Below are 16767 nucleotides of genomic sequence, written 5' to 3'. Positions count from 1 at the left end.
ACCATGCAAACTCGTGACGACATCTTCAACACCCTGCGCGATGCCCTGGTCGAGCTATTCGAACTGGACCCCGAGCGTGTGAGCCTGGAATCCAACCTGTATCAGGACCTGGAAATCGACAGCATCGACGCGGTTGACCTGATCGATCACATCAAACGCCAGACGGGCAAGAAAATCGCCGCCGAAGAATTCAAATCGGTGCGTACCGTCAGTGACGTGGTCGAGGCGGTCTACCGTCTGGTTCAACCGGCCGCATGAGTCGACTGATCGGCCTCGGCCTGCTGCTGGCAGGCCTTTTGTATCCCTTTGCGGTGTATTTCGGCATGGAGCACTTCGCCCCCTGGCAGTTCGGCCTGCTGCTGGGCGGACTGTGGCTGGCCCGGGCGCTGACCGGCAAACGTCGGCCCGGCAGCCTGTGGATGGCGACGGTGGCCATTGTGTTCTGCCTGTTGCTGGCACTGTTCGACAGCCCGGCGCTGTTGCGCTGGTATCCGGTGTTGATCAGCGCCTTCATGTTGGTGCTGTTCGGCTCGAGCCTGACATTCGGCCCACCGATCGTCGAACGCCTGGCCCGGGTGCGCGAGCCGCAATTGCCGGCCGAGGGCATTCGCTATACCCGTCAGGTGACCGTCGCCTGGAGCGTCTTTTTTCTATGCAACGGTTTGTGTGCCGCCGCCCTGACCCTCTGGGCGCCGCTGAGCTGGTGGACGCTGTACACCGGCCTGATCTCCTACGGATTGATAGGCCTGATGTTTGCCATTGAATGGCTGATACGACTTAGGGTACGAGGCCACCCATGAATTGGATAAAACTTGAGCACCTGCTGCTCAAGGCTCAGCCGGACCGCGCCATCACGACCGGTCCGGCACTGGATCACGCCCGACTCTGCGGACTGGCGCTGAGCCTGGCCGCCGGCCTGCAAGCCCGGGGTGTCCGGCAGATTGCCGTGCACCTTGAGGATGCCGCCGACCTGGCGATTGCCCTGCTCGGCGCCTGGCGTGCCGGGGTCATTGTGCTGCTGCCGTCCGACCTGCAGCCGCAGACCCGCCAACGCTGGTCAGCCGAAGTTGATCTGTGGCTGACCGATCAGCCCGACGACACGCACCTTGGCGATCTCCAACAGCCACCGCTCAGCGCCGCCGCGCTGGACCTGGGTAACTGTCGACTCAGCCTGTGCACATCAGGTTCCAGTGGCGAACCCAAGCGCATCGAAAAAAACCTGCGACAACTGGCCAATGAAGTCGAAGCCCTGGAACAGCTGTGGGGTCCTGGTCTGGGCCCGGCGTGCATCATTGGCAGCGTCGCCACCCAGCACATCTACGGTTTGTTGTTTCGGGTACTGTGGCCGTTGTGCGCCGGGCGTCCGTTCGTACGCAAGCAACTGGCGTTCCCGGAAGACCTGCAACGTGCCAGCCGCGAGCACCCGGCCTTCGCCTGGGTGGCCAGCCCGGCGCTGCTCAAGCGCATGGGCGACAACCTCGACTGGCCGGCCTTGAGCTGCGTTCGCCAGGTGTTTTCCTCCGGCGGCGCATTGCCGGTCGAGGCCGCACAGAGCCTGCATGAACGTCTCGGGCAATGGCCAACGGAAATTTTCGGCAGCTCGGAAACCGGCGGCATCGCCTGGCGTCAGGGCGCTGAACCCTGGCAGCCCTTTGCCGATGTCACGCTGACTCAAGACAGTGAGGGCGCGCTGCTGATCGCTTCGCCTTACTTGCCTGACGGTCATGTCGAACAGACTGCCGATTCAGCACGCATCGCCGTCGATGGTCGCTTCGAATTGCTCGGGCGACTGGACCGGATCGTCAAACTGGAAGAAAAGCGCATCTCGCTGCCGATGCTGGAACAGGCTCTCATGGCCCATGACTGGGTCAGCGAGGCGCGGCTCGGCGTGGTTCGGGAAAACCGCGCTTCCCTGGGGGCGTTGGTGGTCCCGAGCGAAGCCGGTTTGCATGCTCTGCGTAATCTGGGCCGACGCAGCCTCACCGAGCACTTGCGCCAACACCTGAGCCAACACTGCGAAACCCTGGCCCTGCCAAGGCGCTGGCGCCTGCTGCGACAACTGCCGTTGAACGCTCAGGGCAAACTGCCCCAGGCCGACGTCGACGCACTGCTGCTGGCGCCGCGCCCCAAAGCCCCGGAGGTGCTGGAGCAAGTCGAAAGCGAGGGCGAGTGGAGCCTGCAACTGGCCGTACCACCGGACCTGGCCTATTTCAGCGGTCATTTCCCCAAGGCGCCGGTATTGCCTGGCGTGGTGCAGGTGGACTGGGCGCTGAGCCTGGGCCGGCAACTGATGAACCTGCCGGAAAAATTCGCCGGCATGGAAGTCTTGAAGTTCCAGCAACTGGTGCGCCCGGGCGATGAAATCCAGCTGCACCTGCGCTTCGACCCGGCGCGCGGCAAACTTTATTTCGCCTACCGCAACGAAACCGCTACCTGCTCCAGCGGGCGGATCTTGCTGGAGGTGGCGCATGTGTAAGTTTGGTGAGTGCTGCGCACTCATTCGCGAGCAAGCTCGCTCCCACACTGGATTTGTGTCGAGCACAAATTTCGAGTTCGGATGCGATCCAATGTGGGAGCGGGCTTGCTCGCGAAGCAAACACCTCGGTCTTTCAGGTGTACACCAACATGCATAGCCCCTGCGCCGTCGTCCCGGTGTACAACCATGAGGGCGCCATCACCACAGTGGTCGATGCGCTGATCGCCAGCCATCTGCCGTGCATTCTGGTGGACGATGCCAGCAGCCCGCGCTGCGCCCGGGTACTGGACCGACTGGCCCAACGTGAAATGGTTTACCTGATCCGCCTCGCCGAAAACCAGGGCAAGGGCGGCGCGGTCATGACCGGCTTGCGCGAAGCTTCACGCCTGGGTTTCAGCCATGCCTTGCAGGTGGATGCCGATGGCCAGCACGACCTGCAGGACGTCAAACGCTTCATCGAACAATCACGCCGCCACCCACGGGCGGTGATCTGCGGTTATCCGCAATATGACGCCAGCGTGCCGAAAGGCCGTTTGTATGCGCGCTACCTCACCCACGTCATGGTCTGGATCAACACCCTGTCGTTGCAGATTCGCGACTCCATGTGCGGTTTCCGGGTTTACCCGTTGCCACCGGTCCTGGCGTTGATCGAGTCGGCGAAAATCGGCAAGCGCATGGACTTCGACTCCGACATCCTGGTGCGCCTGGCCTGGCGCAATCAGCCGATGTTATGGCTGCAAACCAAAGTCCGTTACCCGCTGGACGGCGTTTCGCATTTTCGGATGTTCCACGACAACGTGCTGATTTCCAGCATGCACACGCGGCTGTTCTTCGGCATGTTGCTGCGCTCACCCATGATCCTCTGGCGACGGTGGCGGACATGAGTGCCGACAAACAACACTGGGCCGACCGCGAGGAGCGCGGCAGTTTCTGGCTGATGAAGCTCACCGCATTCGGCGCCAAAGTGCTGGGCCGTCGAGTACTGAGCCCGGTGTTGTACGGCATCGTCCTGTACTTCTTCCTGTTCGGTCGCAGTGCCCGACACAGTGCCTGGCAATACCAGCAACGCCTGGCCGACTGGAGCGGTCGCAACGAACTGCGCCCGAGCCATTGGCGGGTGTTCGGCCAGTTCATGGCGTTCGCCGACTCCATGCTCGACAAACTCGACGTCTGGAACGGCAGGCTGAGCATCGAGCAAATCGAAATCATCGACCCGGCGCTGCTGCGCGACCAGTTGCGCGCTGCCCGCGGCCAGATGCTGGTGGGCGCACACCTGGGCAATCTGGAAGTCTGCCGCGCACTGGCGGAAATCGGCGAAAAGGTCACGATGAACGTGCTGGTGCACACCAAGCACGCCGAACAGTTCAACCGTTTGCTGGGCGAAGCCGGGGCGACCAACTTGCGGCTGATTCAGGTCAGCGAGCTCGACCCGGGGATCATGCTGCAATTGAGCGAACGCCTGGAGCGTGGCGAGTGGCTGGCGATTGCCGGCGACCGCGTGCCGCTGCATGGCGGGCGCAGCGTGACCGTGGATTTTCTCGGCCATCCGGCCAGATTCCCTCAAGGCCCGTGGCTGTTGGCCGGCCTGCTGAAATGCCCGATCAATCTGCTGCTGTGCCTGAAAAAGCCCGACGGCGACTATCGACTGACCATTGAACCCTTCGCTGAGGCAATCACCTGGATACGCAGCGACCGCGAACAGGTCATTCATCAGTGGGCGTCCCGCTACGCCGAGCGCCTGAGTCACTATTGCCTCGAAGCGCCCCAACAATGGTTCAACTTTTACCCTTTCTGGAAGACCGATGACGACGCCAACGCTTGAGCCGGTAACCTTCGGCGAACGCCCTCTGCGCATTGAAGATGTGCTGGCACTGGCCAACCGCAAGGTGCCGGCGCAGTTGCAAAGCGATCCCGCCTACCGCGAGCGCATCGCCAAGGGCGCGCGTTTTCTCGACTCGCTGCTGGACAAGGAAGGCGTGATCTACGGCGTGACCACCGGTTATGGCGATTCCTGCGTGGTCGCGGTGCCGCTTCATCACGTCGAAGCGCTGCCGCAGCATCTGTACACTTTCCATGGCTGCGGGCTGGGTAAACTGCTCGACGCCCAGGCCACCCGCGCGGTATTGGCGGCGCGTCTGCAGTCGCTGTGCCACGGTGTTTCCGGGGTGCGCGTGGAGCTGCTGGAACGCCTGCAGGCGTTCCTTGAGCACGACATCCTGCCGCTGATTCCGGAGGAAGGTTCGGTGGGCGCCAGCGGTGACCTGACACCGCTTTCGTACGTTGCCGCCACGCTGTCCGGCGAACGCGAAGTGATGTTCCGTGGCGAACGCCGGCAAGCTGCCGATGTGCACCGCGAACTCGGCTGGCAGCCGCTGGTGTTGCGGCCGAAAGAAGCTTTGGCGCTGATGAACGGCACTGCCGTAATGACCGGCCTCGCCTGCCTGGCATTCGCCCGCGCCGATTACCTGCTGCAACTGGCCACGCGCATCACCGCGCTGAACGTGGTCGCCCTGCAGGGCAATCCGGAGCACTTCGACGAGCGCCTGTTCGCCGCCAAGCCACATCCGGGGCAGATGCAGGTCGCCGCGTGGCTGCGCAAGGATCTGGCCATCGACGCACCGACCGCCCCCTTGCATCGCCTGCAAGACCGCTATTCCCTGCGCTGCGCGCCCCATGTGCTGGGCGTGCTGGCCGACAGCCTGAACTGGCTGCGCTCGTTCATCGAGATCGAACTCAACAGCGCCAACGACAACCCGATCATCGACGCCGAAGCCGAGCGCGTGCTGCACGGCGGGCACTTCTACGGCGGGCACATCGCGTTCGCCATGGACAGCCTGAAAAACCTCGTGGCCAACGTCGCCGACCTGCTGGACCGGCAACTCGCGCTGCTGGTGGACGAGCGCTACAACCATGGCTTGCCGAGCAACCTGTCCGGTGCCACGGCTGACCGCGCCATGCTCAACCACGGCTTCAAGGCCGTGCAGATCGGCACCAGCGCCTGGACTGCCGAAGCGCTGAAGAACACCATGCCGGCCAGCGTCTTCTCGCGCTCCACCGAATGCCACAACCAGGACAAAGTGAGCATGGGCACCATCGCCGCCCGGGATGCGATCCGCGTATTGGAACTCACCGAACAAGTGGCAGCCGCTACGCTACTGGCGGCCAATCAGGGCGTCTGGCTGCGCGGCCAGGCCGAAGATGCGCGCCCACTGCCACCCGCACTGGCCGCCATGCACGAAGCCTTGGCCGAGGACTTCCCACCGGTCATCGAAGACCGCGCGCTGGAAGGCGAGTTGCGCCTGTGCCTGCAGCGCATCGCCGAACAACACTGGAGGCTGCATGCGTAGCAAGGGACTTCTGCACACCGACACGGAAATCGTCGTGCCCTTCTTTGACGTCGACAGCATGCACGTGGTCTGGCACGGCCATTACGTCAAATACCTGGAAGTCGCCCGCTGCGCGCTGCTGGACCAGATCGGCCACAACTACACGGCGATGAATGAGTCAGGCTACGCATGGCCGGTGATCGACCTGCAATTGCGCTACGTGCGCGGCGCGGTGTTCGGCCAGAAACTCAACGTGCGCGCCAACCTGGTGGAGTGGGAAAACCGTTTGAAGATCAATTACCTGATCAGCGATCTGCAAACCGGTGAACGCCTGACCCGGGCCATGACGGTCCAGGTCGCCGTCGACCTCGCCAGCCGCGAGATGCAACTGGCCTCGCCGAAGGTGTTCACCGATGCGGTAGAGAGGGCCCTGCCATGATTTTCTGCCACCCATGTTCCCCTGTGGGAGCGGGCTTGCCCGCGATGGTCGTTAACGATGATGCTGGGAACCTGACACCCCGCGGTGCTCTCAGGCTTTTCGCGAGCAAGCTCGCTCCTACAGTGTTCTGCGTGCTACTGGGTATTCCTGGACTGGCCCATGCCTTCGACCTGCAACAACTCAGCGAGCAACTGGCCAAACCCGAGGTGATCCACGGCAACTTCATCCAGGAGAAACACCTGCGCGCCCTGCCCCAACCGCTGACCAGCAAGGGCTCGTTCGTGCTGGCAAAAAACCACGGCTTGTTGTGGCTGCTGAAAACACCGTTGCAACAGGACTATCGCATCACCACCAAAGGCATTGCCCGGCGAGACGGCATTGTTTGGCAAATGCTGCCGGGCAAAAGCGCCGGTGCCGAGCAGAACCGTTTGTTCCTCGCCGTGCTGCAAGGCGACAGCAGCGGACTGCAACGGGATTTCGAGCTGTCCCTGAGCGGCGATGCACAGAACTGGAAGCTCACGCTGGTGCCGCGCTCGATGCTGCTCAAGCAGGTGTTCAACCAGATCAACATTACCGGCGCAGCATTGGTGCAGAGCATCGAACTGCTCGAAACCCAGGGCGACAGTACGTTGTTGCGCATGCAGGACAGCACCAGCGCCCAACCGTTGAGCGACGCGGAGCAACATGACTTTGCCGAGTGAACGGTTACTGCCGCGGCTGTTTCTGATCCTGCTGCTGGCCGTACTGGCGCTCGCCGGTTGGCAATGGCGTGACGGCGCGCCACTGTCGGCGAACCTGATGGAACTGGTGCCCGGCACGGCGCCCGACGCCCTGGAACTGCGCGCCGAACAACGCATGCAAGAACCGCTGAACCGCGAAATGCTGGTGCTGGTGGGCCACACCGATCGCCAGCAAGCCGTCGCCATGGCGCAAACCCTCGGCGAGCAATGGCAGGCCAGCGGACTGTTCGAAAAGGTCCAGTGGACCCTGCAAGCCGACTTGCCGGCGCTGCGCACGCAATTGCTGCAAGGTCGCCTGGCGATGCTCTCGGCAGTGGACCGACAACTGCTGATCGAGCACCCCGAGACCTTTATCCAGCAACGCGTGCAAGCCTTGTTCGATCCGTTCAACGGTTACAGCCTGGTGCCGAGCCAGGATGACTGGCTGGGCCTGACCGGGCGTATCCAGAACAGCCAGCCGCAACGTGGTTCGGTGCAACTGGACATCGGCAGCGGCACCCTGGTCGCCGATGCCGATGGCAAAAGCTGGGTGCTGCTGCGTGCGCGCACCACCGGCAACGCCTTCGACATGAACCTGCCGCTGCAAGTGGCCGACCTGCTCGAGCACAGCCGCGAACAAGCTGCGCAGCACGACGTGCAACTGCTCGCCGCCAGCGGTCTGTTGTACGCAGCCAGCGGGCAACAACAGGCCGCCCGGGAGATGACCTGGGTCGGCGGCGGTGCCACCGTCGGGATATTGTTGCTGCTGCTGTTGGCCTTCCGGCGCTGGCGCGTGTTGCTGGCGTTCGTGCCGGTGCTGGTGGGCATGCTCTTCGGTGCGGTGGCCTGTGTGGCGTTGTTCGGCCATATGCATGTGATGACCCTGGTGCTGGGTTCGAGCCTGATCGGTGTGGCGGTCGACTACCCGCTGCACTACCTGTCCAAAAGCTGGAGCCTGAAACCCTGGCACAGCTGGCCTGCCCTGCGCCTGACCCTGCCAGGGTTGACCCTGAGCCTGATTACCAGCGGTATCGGCTACCTGGCCCTGGCCTGGACACCCTTCCCGGCGCTGACCCAGATTGCCGTGTTCTCTGCCGCCGGTTTGCTCGGCGCCTATTTGTCCGCCGTTTGCCTGCTACCGGCATTGCTCAAGGGCGTAGAGCTGCGTCCGGCGCAGTGGCCATTGCGTGTTTGCGAGTTTTTGCTGGGCTGTCGTGAAGCACTGCTCAAACAGCTGAAAACGCCAGTCCTGCTGGCGCTGCTGATCGCCTTTTGCGTGGGCGGGCTGTTGCAGCTGAGCAGCAAAAACGACATCCGCCAGTGGATCAGCGCACCGCAACAATTGACCGACGAAGCCCGGACCATTGCACAGATCACCGGCTATCAACCCACCAGCCAGTTTTTCCTGATACGCGCCGCCAACCAGCAGCAACTGCTTGAACGCCAGACCGCCCTGAGCGAACGACTGGATCAATTGATTGGCCTGGAAAAACTCCAGGGTTATCTGTCGCTCAATCAACTGGTCAGCCCGCCGAACCAACAGCAGCAGGTGCGCGAAGCGTTGAGCAAACTGCCGGCGTTCTGGCAACCGTTGCTCGACATCGGTGTACCGGCCGAGGCGTTGCAAGGCGAGCTGACGAAACTCCAGGCATTGCCGGCCGTGGACATCGACGCAGCGCTCAGCGGCCCGCTGGCAGAACCCTACCGGCCCCTGTGGCTGGGGCCTACCGAAGACGGCGTGGCGGCGATGGTCAGCCTGCAAGGCATCAACAACCCGGCCCTGCTACGGCTCCAGGGCGAGGACCTACCCGGCGTGACACTGGTGGATCGACTGGGTGAATTGAACACTGTCTTCGCCGCCACCCAAATCAGTGCCGCCGAACTGAAACTCGCCTCCTGCGTGCTGATCGTGCTGGTGCTGATCCTGCCGTTCGGCCTCGGCGGTGCGTTGCGCATCGTCTCCCTGCCGCTGCTGGCGGCGTTGTGCAGCCTGGCCAGCCTCGGTTGGCTGGGGCAGCCGTTGACCCTGTTCAGCCTGTTCGGCCTGCTGCTGGTGACGGCGATCAGCGTCGATTACGCGATCCTGATGCGCGAACAGGTCGGCGGTGCGGCCGTGAGCCTGCTGGGCACCCTGCTGGCGGCGTTGACCACCTGGTTGTCGTTCGGTCTGCTGGCGGTGTCGAGCACCCCGGCGGTGAGCAACTTCGGATTGTCGGTGAGCCTCGGCCTGGTCTTCAGCTTCCTGCTGGCACCCTGGGCCGGTCGACAGGTGCATGAGTCCCCGGCCGCGGAGCGTGCAGCGTGATGATCGTTGTGTTCTGGGCGATGGCCCTGGCGTTGTTCGCACTGGCGACCGGTGTCGGCCGGCATTTTGGCCTGATTCCCATCGTCAGCCAGTTGTTGCTGGCAACCCTCGGTTTGCCGCTGCTGATGTATTTCTGGATCGAGCCGCAATGGCAATTGAGCGGTGCGCAGCTGGTGTCGCCGGGCTGGCTGAAGCACCTCTACAGCCTGAGCTTTGCCCTGTTGCTGGGGTACATCCTCAGCGATGTGATCGACCTGCAACTGGATCGCCAGAGCCTGAAAATCGCCCTGCCGAGCTTTTGCATTCCGTTTGCCTGTGGCCTGGCCACGGCCGTCTGGCTGTTGCCGGCGCAACCCTGGATCAGCTCGCTGGCCGTCGGCCTGTTGTTCGCCATCACCGCGATTCCGGTGCTGTACCTGTACCTGCGGCACATCGATTACCCGCCCGCTGCCACCCGGCGTCTGGTGCAAACCGCGATCCTCATCGACCTCGCCTGCTGGACTTTGTTCGGCCTCGCCCAGGGCAGCCTGCACCTGAGCAGCCTGTTGCTGCCACTGGCCGGCGCCTGCCTGCCGGTGCTGCTGCGGCTGCTTGGTTTGCGCCAGACGTGGCTTTACAGCCTGGGTTTTTTCGCCCTGCTGGTCGTCGCCGAGCACTACAAGCTCAATGCGCTGATTTTCGGCATCGGCTATGTGCTGATCATGGCCGCGTTGAAAGCGCCCCTGGTGCTGCCGTTGCCGGCCATCTGGATGAGCCGTTTGCAGACGTACATCGCCATCCCCTTGATCCTCACGTTCGGCATCGTGCAGATCAACGTGCACAGCGCGATGGACAGCCTCGGCTGGGTGCAACTGGTGGCACTGCTGCTGTTGCCGATGCTGAGCAAACTGCTGGGCAACTGGCTCGGCCTCGGCTGGGCCGGGGCTTCGTTCAAGGGCGCCAGCCGCTGGCGGGAAAGTGTGCTGTTGAACATCCGCGGCTTGAGCGAGATCGTCTTTCTCAACCTGTTGCTGCAACAGCAACTCATCAGCCCGCCGCTGTACTTTGCGCTGATGCTGATGGGCCTGATCGCTACACTGCTGCCAGCCCTGACCGGTATGCACCGAATCCCCCTGAAAGCCGCTGTCCCGGCAAGGAGCCCTCATGCCAACCGTTGAAATGGAATGCCGCCAGGTCGTGGTCATCGGTGCCGGTCCTTCGGGTGCCATCGCCGCCGCGTTGCTCAAGCGCAAGGGACACGATGTGCTGGTGATCGAGCGTCAGCATTTTCCACGTTTTTCCATCGGTGAAAGCCTGTTGGCCCATTGCCTGGATTTCGTCGAAGAAGCGGGCATGCTCGACGCCGTCAACGCGGCCGGCTTCCAGGTGAAAACCGGCGCTGCCTTTGCGTGGGGTGAGCGTTACAGCGCGTTCGATTTCAGCGAGACGTTCAGCCACGGCAAATCAACGACATTTCAGGTCCAGCGCGCCGATTTCGACAAGCTGCTGGCCGATCAGGCCACGCTGCAAGGCGTGGAGATCCGCTATGGCGAAACCATCGTCAGCGTCGACATCGACCCGGAAAAACCGCAGCTCGGCGTGCGCCGCGAAGACGGCAGCGAGTACCGCATCGAGGCCGGCTTCCTGCTCGATGCCAGTGGCTACGGCCGTGTGCTGCCGCGCTTGCTCGACCTCGAGGCGCCATCGAACTTCCCGGTGCGCCAGGCCGTGTTCACCCACGTCGAAGACCGTATCGACCACCCGGCCTTCGACCGCAGCAAGATCCTCGTGACCACTCATCCGACCCAACGCGACGTTTGGTTCTGGACCATCCCGTTCAGCAACGGGCGCTGCTCGGTCGGCGTGGTCGCCGCCGAGGAACGTTTCGCCGGCCGCAGCGACAATCTGGACGAGTGCCTGCGCGGCTTTATCGGCGAGACGCCAAGCCTGGCCAGTGTGTTGACCAACGCGCGCTGGGATACCGCGGCCCGAACCATCGGCGGTTACTCGGCCAACGTCAAAACCCTGCACGGCCCGGGCTTCGCACTGCTGGGCAATGCCGCGGAATTCCTCGACCCGGTGTTTTCCTCCGGCGTGACCATCGCCATGCGCTCGGCGAGCATGGCGGCCGGGGTGTTGCACCGCCAGCTGCAAGGTGAAGCCGTCGACTGGCAAACCGAGTTCGCCGAGCCGCTCAAGCGCGGCGTCGACACCTTCCGTTGCTACGTCGAAGGCTGGTACGCCGGGACCTTCCAGGACGTGATCTTCCATGAGAGCAGTTCGCCGGAAATTCGCGGAATGATCAGCTCCATCCTTGCAGGCTATGCCTGGGACCCACGCAACCCGTTCGTCAGCGAAGCCCGGCGCCGGTTGAAGGTGATATCGGAGTTCTGTGCAAGGGATGCGTCATGAACTACTTGAGCGACCACTACGTCGAAGAGACCCGTTTCGGTTTGTGGTTCCTGCGCAGCCGGATCTGGCAACACTATGTGCTGCGGCTGGCGGTCAACGATTTGCGCGGCCTGTTCAGCGAAGCGCCGCCTGCCGACCCGGTACTGCTGGATGCCGGCTGTGGTCAGGGCAAGTCATTCGCGCTGCTGCGCCAGGCCTTTGCGCCCGCTCGCCTGATCGGCATCGATGCCGACCCGCAGAGCCTCACCCAGAGCGCCGAGGAAGCGTCCCGCCAGGGCATTGACGTGGAGCTGATCGGCAGCGACTGCGCGAACCTCAAGCTGGCGGACGCCAGTATCGACCTGCTGTTCTGTCACCAGACGTTCCATCACCTGGTGCAGCAGGAACAGGCCCTGGCCGAGTTCTACCGCGTGCTCAAGCCGGGCGGTTATCTGCTGTTCGCCGAGTCCACCGAGGCCTACATTGATACCTGGGTGATCCGCTGGTTGTTCCGCCACCCCATGCACGTGCAGAAAAGCGCGGAGCAGTATCTGCACATGATCCGACAACAGGGTTTCGAATTTACCGCGCAAAACGTGTCTTATCCGTACCTGTGGTGGAGTCGCGCCAAGGATTTCGGCCTGCTCGAACACTTGGGTGTGTGCAAGCCAAAACCCTTTGGCCAACGGGAAGAAACCCTGGTCAATGTGGTGGCGCGCAAACCTTTTGAAGGAACTGTGTGATGTCGATTACCCGTCGCCTGGAATACCCAACCTGTGGGAGCGAGCTTGCTCGCGATAGCGGTGGGTCAGCCAATATCAATGCTGAATGTATCGCCGCCATCGCGAGCAAGCCCGCTCCCACAGGGGTAGTCGGTGTGTTGCGATTTCTGCTACTTGCCGCGGCCCTGCTGCTAAGCGCCTGCACCAGCCGGGCGCCGCTGCCCGCGCAAAATCCGGATCTGCCGTTGCCGCTGCAATTGCATATTCAGCTATTGAAACCCGACGACCGCCTGGACTGGGTGCTGGTGATCCAGCGCGAAGAAGCAGGCATTCGCTGGTCGATGATGGACCTTCTGGGCATTCCCCAGGCCCGCCAGCTATTGAACGATAAAACCTGGCACGCCGACGGCCTGTTGCCACCCAACCCGCAAGCCCGGGAGCTGTTCGCGGCGCTGCTGTTTGCGCTGACGCCAAATGATGAACTGGCGGCCAACTATCCCGGCGCCTGGCAGCACGGCAGACAACGGTCCCTGCCCGAGCGCTGGGACGTCCGCTACGCACAACCGCAGAATTTTGAATTGATGACTGCGAACGGTGCGACCTATCAAGTCACGCCCCTGAGCGGTGAAACACCATGACGGCTTACCTCAATGCCCTCGGACTGGTCTGCGCGCTGGGCCGCGACAAGCAGGAGGTTGCCCGCCACCTGTTTGCCGGCGACTGCGGCGGCATGCGCGAACAAGCCGGGTGGGTGCCGCAACGCGCGCTGCCGGTCGGCGCGGTCCAGGGCAACCTGGCAACCCTTCCAGCCGACATGTCGCGCCATCACAGCCGCAACAATCAGCTGTTGCTGGAAGCCACGCTGCAAATCCGCCCGGACATCGACAGCGCCATCCGCACTTACGGCCGCGATCGCATCGGTGTCGTGCTCGGCACCAGTACTTCGGGCATCGACGAGGCCAGCCAGGGCCTGGCGCACTACCTGCGCGAAAAGCAGTTCCCGCCTGAATACGACTACCAGCAACAGGAGCTCGGGGCGCCGGCAAACTTCCTCGCCGAATGGCTGCAATTGAGCGGGCCGGCCTATGTCATTTCCACTGCTTGTACCTCCAGTGCCCGAGCCCTGATGAGTGCCCAGCGCCTGTTGGACCTGGGCGTCTGCGACGCGGTGCTATGTGGCGGTGTCGATACCCTGTGCAAGCTGACCCTCAACGGTTTCTCGGCGCTGGAAGCGGTCTCGGAACAGCGTTGCAATCCGTTTTCGGTGAACCGCAATGGCATCAACATTGGCGAAGCGGCGGTGCTGTTCCTGATGACCAGAGACGCAGGCGACAGCCAGCCGATTGCCTTGCTCGGCAGCGGCGCCAGCTCCGATGCTCATCACATTTCCGCCCCCGAGCCGACGGGTCGAGGCGCCCTGCAAGCCATGCGCAAAGCCTTGGGCCGCGCCAACCTGCAACCGGAGCAGATCGCTTATCTGAACCTGCACGGGACTGCCACCCAGCACAACGACGCCATGGAAAGCCTGGCCGTGGCAACGCTGTTCCCTGCCGGCGTGCCCTGTTCGTCGAGCAAACCCATGACCGGCCACACCCTCGGTGCAGCCGGGGCGCTGGAAGCAGCGTTCTGCTGGTTGAGCCTGAGCCCGGACAATCGCGAGCATGCCCTGCCGCCGCACGTCTGGGACGGACAGCCCGATCCCGAACTGCCGCCACTGCAATGGGTGACCCCGGCCACTCGCCTGACGTCCATTGCACCCCGTTACCTGATGAGCAATTCCTTTGCCTTCGGTGGCAACAACGTCAGCCTGATTATCGGAGACGCCCCATGATTGACTGGCCGCTCGCCGAACTGCTGCCCCACGCTGGCGACATGATCCTGATCGATCAGGTCCTGGCGTTCGATGAAGAGCAGATTCACACCCGCCTGACCGTCAAGCCCGATGGCCTGTTCAACCTCCCCGACGGCAGCCTGCCGGCCTGGGTCGGCATCGAACTGATGGCGCAAAGTGTTGCCGCTTTTGCCGGTTGCCATGCGCGTCAGCGCGGCGATGCGGTGGAGTTGGGCTTCCTGCTCGGTAGCCGCAAATTCGAATGCAACGTTGAAAGCTTCCCGGCGGGCACCGAGTTGATCCTCTACGGGATTCGCTCCCTGGAGGACGACAACGGCATGGGCGTGTTCGAGTGCCACATCAACGGCCACGGGATCCACGCCACTGCCCGCCTGAACGTGTTCCGCCCACCCCAGGCCGCTCAATATCTTCATGAACCCGAAGGAGTCCAGTCATGACTGAATCCGTACTGGTCACCGGTTCCAGCCGTGGCATCGGCCGCGCCATCGCCTTGCGCCTGGCCCGGGCCGGGCACGACATCGTGCTGCATTGCCATAGCGGCCTGGCCGACGCCGAAGCCGTCAAGGCCGAAGTCGAGGCCTTGGGCCGCCGTGCGCGCATCCTGCAGTTCGACGTGGCCGACCGCGCCCGCTGCAAGGAAGTTCTCGAAGCCGACGTGGAAACCCACGGCGCCTATTACGGCGTGGTGCTCAATGCCGGCCTGACCCGCGACGGTGCCTTTGCGGCCCTGAGCGAGGACGATTGGGATGTGGTGATGCGCACCAATCTCGATGGTTTCTACAACGTGCTGCACCCGGTAATGATGCCGATGATCCGGCGTCGCGCCGCCGGGCGGATTGTCTGCATCACCTCGGTGTCCGGGCTGATCGGCAACCGCGGCCAGGTCAACTACAGTGCCTCCAAGGCCGGGCTGATCGGTGCGGCCAAGGCATTGGCGATCGAGCTGGGCAAGCGCAAAATCACTGTTAACTGTGTCGCCCCCGGCCTGATCGACACAGCCATGCTCGACGAAAACGTGCCGGTGGAAGAACTGATGAAAATGATCCCCGCACAACGCATGGGCACCCCTGAAGAGGTGGCCGGCGCGGTGAATTTCCTGATGTCGGCGGAAGCCTCGTACATCACCCGGCAGGTTCTGGCCGTCAACGGAGGCCTGTGCTGATGAAGCGCGTCGTCGTCACCGGCATGGCCGGCATCACCTCACTGGGCAGCGACTGGGACACCATCGCCGGCAACTTCGCGGCCAACCGCAGCGGCATCCGCCGGATGGACGAGTGGGATCGTTTTACCGAACTCAATACACGCCTGGCAGCCCCCATCGATGACTTCAAGGTGCCAAGCCACTGGACCCGCAAGCAACTGCGCAGCATGGGCCGGGTCTCGCGGCTGGCTGTGGGCGCGGCGGAAATGGCGCTGGCCGATGCCGGCCTGTTGGGCGACGAATCGATCAAGGACGGGCGCATGGGCGTCGCCTGCGGTTCCTCGACCGGCAGCACCGACGAGATCAAGGCGTTCGGCAACATGCTGCTCAACTCAGTGGCCGAAGGCCTGAACGCCAATTCCTACGTGCGGATGATGCCGCACACCACCGCGGCGAACATCAGCATCTTCTTCGGCCTCACCGGCCGCCTGATTCCCACCTCCAGCGCCTGCACCAGCGGCAGCCAGGGCATCGGCTATGCCTACGAGGCGATCAAGTTCGGGCGCCTGCCGCTGATGCTCGCCGGCGGTGCCGAGGAACTGTGCCCGACCGAAGCCATGGTCTTCGACGCGCTCTACGCCACCAGCCTGAAAAACGACACCCCACAACGCAGCCCGCGCCCTTACGACACCGCCCGCGATGGCCTGGTGATCGGTGAAGGCGGCGGCATGCTGGTGCTCGAAGAACTGGAGCACGCCCTGGCCCGTGGCGCCCGCATCCATGCCGAGATCGTCGGGTTCGGCAGTAATGCCGACGGCCAGCACACCACCCGTCCGGAGCAAGTCACCATGCGCAGGGCCATGGAACTGGCCCTGGAAGACGCCGGGCTGACACCTTCGGACATCGGCTACGTCAACGGCCACGGCACCGCCACCGAACAGGGCGACATCGCCGAAACCCTGGCCACCAGCAGCCTGTTCGGCGAACACATGCCCATCAGCTCGCAGAAGAGCTTCCTCGGCCACACCCTCGGCGCCTGCGGTGCGCTTGAGTCCTGGTTCAGCATCGAAATGATGAACCGCGACCTCTACGCCCACACCTTCAACCTTGACGAAGTCGACCCGCATTGCGGCAAGCTCGACTACCTGCGCGGCGAGTTTCGGCAGATGAGCAATCGGTATGTGATGAACAACAACTTTGCGTTTGGCGGGGTGAATACTTCGCTGATTTTCAAGCGCTGGTCTTGAGCCCCACGCGACAAATGTGGCGAGGGGGCTTGCCCCCGTTCGGCTGCGTAGCAGTCGTAAAATCGGCTTACGGGAGCTACCTGACGGATCGGATGCACTGGTTTTGGGGCCGCTTCGCAGCCCAACGGGGGCAAGCCCCCTCGCCACAGGAGCACAGTTCAGCTTTCCTT

17 protein-coding genes are annotated in these 16767 nt (G+C 63.2%); all 17 read left to right on the top strand.

Annotated features, from left to right (window positions below; genetic code table 11):
- The first annotated feature begins 3 nt into the window (after positions 1–3).
- Positions 4–258, top strand: a complete 255-nt coding sequence (locus tag KSS91_RS02725; protein ID WP_007992314.1) for an acyl carrier protein — start codon at positions 4–6, stop codon at positions 256–258.
- The gene (locus KSS91_RS02720; RefSeq protein ID WP_015093164.1) at positions 255–800 is read left to right on the top strand and encodes a COG4648 family protein; all 546 of its coding nucleotides are present in this window, start codon (positions 255–257) and stop codon (positions 798–800) included. The genes KSS91_RS02725 and KSS91_RS02720 overlap by 4 nt, the downstream gene beginning before the upstream one ends.
- Complete coding sequence (locus tag KSS91_RS02715) at positions 797–2476, top strand: acyl-CoA synthetase family protein (RefSeq protein ID WP_217836987.1); 1680 nt, start codon at positions 797–799, stop codon at positions 2474–2476. The genes KSS91_RS02720 and KSS91_RS02715 overlap by 4 nt, the downstream gene beginning before the upstream one ends.
- Before the next feature lie 149 nt (positions 2477–2625).
- Positions 2626–3360 (top strand): glycosyltransferase family 2 protein, encoded by a 735-nt coding sequence (locus KSS91_RS02710; RefSeq protein ID WP_217836986.1) that lies wholly within the window; start codon positions 2626–2628, stop codon positions 3358–3360.
- Entirely contained in the window at positions 3357–4298 is a 942-nt protein-coding gene (locus tag KSS91_RS02705) for a lysophospholipid acyltransferase family protein (protein WP_217836985.1), read from the top strand. Before KSS91_RS02710 ends, KSS91_RS02705 begins: the two co-directional genes overlap by 4 nt.
- Positions 4279–5823 (top strand): HAL/PAL/TAL family ammonia-lyase, encoded by a 1545-nt coding sequence (locus KSS91_RS02700; protein ID WP_217836984.1) that lies wholly within the window; start codon positions 4279–4281, stop codon positions 5821–5823. Before KSS91_RS02705 ends, KSS91_RS02700 begins: the two co-directional genes overlap by 20 nt.
- Positions 5816–6241 carry an acyl-CoA thioesterase gene (locus KSS91_RS02695; protein ID WP_015093159.1) on the top strand — a complete coding sequence of 142 codons (426 nt, stop codon included), beginning with the start codon at positions 5816–5818 and terminating at the stop codon, positions 6239–6241. Before KSS91_RS02700 ends, KSS91_RS02695 begins: the two co-directional genes overlap by 8 nt.
- Complete coding sequence (locus tag KSS91_RS02690; protein WP_217836983.1) at positions 6238–6942, top strand: outer membrane lipoprotein carrier protein LolA; 705 nt, start codon at positions 6238–6240, stop codon at positions 6940–6942. Before KSS91_RS02695 ends, KSS91_RS02690 begins: the two co-directional genes overlap by 4 nt.
- Complete coding sequence (locus tag KSS91_RS02685) at positions 6926–9265, top strand: MMPL family transporter (RefSeq protein WP_217836982.1); 2340 nt, start codon at positions 6926–6928, stop codon at positions 9263–9265. The genes KSS91_RS02690 and KSS91_RS02685 overlap by 17 nt, the downstream gene beginning before the upstream one ends.
- The gene (locus tag KSS91_RS02680) at positions 9265–10422 is read left to right on the top strand and encodes a sodium:proton antiporter (RefSeq protein ID WP_217838354.1); all 1158 of its coding nucleotides are present in this window, start codon (positions 9265–9267) and stop codon (positions 10420–10422) included. Before KSS91_RS02685 ends, KSS91_RS02680 begins: the two co-directional genes overlap by 1 nt.
- Complete coding sequence (locus KSS91_RS02675) at positions 10409–11656, top strand: NAD(P)/FAD-dependent oxidoreductase (RefSeq protein ID WP_217836981.1); 1248 nt, start codon at positions 10409–10411, stop codon at positions 11654–11656. The genes KSS91_RS02680 and KSS91_RS02675 overlap by 14 nt, the downstream gene beginning before the upstream one ends.
- On the top strand, positions 11653–12378 hold the full coding sequence (locus tag KSS91_RS02670) for a class I SAM-dependent methyltransferase (protein ID WP_217836980.1): 726 nt from the start codon (positions 11653–11655) through the stop codon (positions 12376–12378). Before KSS91_RS02675 ends, KSS91_RS02670 begins: the two co-directional genes overlap by 4 nt.
- Positions 12378–12995: a hypothetical protein gene (locus tag KSS91_RS02665; protein ID WP_217836979.1), complete on the top strand. Its 618-nt coding sequence runs from the start codon at positions 12378–12380 to the stop codon at positions 12993–12995. The genes KSS91_RS02670 and KSS91_RS02665 overlap by 1 nt, the downstream gene beginning before the upstream one ends.
- Positions 12992–14188, top strand: coding sequence for a beta-ketoacyl-[acyl-carrier-protein] synthase family protein (locus KSS91_RS02660; RefSeq protein ID WP_217836978.1), 1197 nt, complete (start codon positions 12992–12994; stop codon positions 14186–14188). Before KSS91_RS02665 ends, KSS91_RS02660 begins: the two co-directional genes overlap by 4 nt.
- The gene (locus KSS91_RS02655; protein WP_217836977.1) at positions 14185–14646 is read left to right on the top strand and encodes a hotdog family protein; all 462 of its coding nucleotides are present in this window, start codon (positions 14185–14187) and stop codon (positions 14644–14646) included. Before KSS91_RS02660 ends, KSS91_RS02655 begins: the two co-directional genes overlap by 4 nt.
- A complete protein-coding gene (gene fabG, locus KSS91_RS02650; protein ID WP_217836976.1) occupies positions 14643–15371 on the top strand; it encodes a 3-oxoacyl-ACP reductase FabG in 729 nt (242 codons plus the stop codon). Before KSS91_RS02655 ends, fabG begins: the two co-directional genes overlap by 4 nt.
- Positions 15371–16597 (top strand): beta-ketoacyl-ACP synthase, encoded by a 1227-nt coding sequence (locus KSS91_RS02645; RefSeq protein ID WP_015093149.1) that lies wholly within the window; start codon positions 15371–15373, stop codon positions 16595–16597. Before fabG ends, KSS91_RS02645 begins: the two co-directional genes overlap by 1 nt.
- Positions 16598–16767 lie beyond the last annotated feature (170 nt).

It is taken from the genome of Pseudomonas azerbaijanorientalis, from assembly GCF_019139795.1.
Classification (GTDB): domain Bacteria; phylum Pseudomonadota; class Gammaproteobacteria; order Pseudomonadales; family Pseudomonadaceae; genus Aquipseudomonas; species Aquipseudomonas laurylsulfatiphila.
This window is presented reverse-complemented; position numbering and strand designations above follow the sequence as displayed.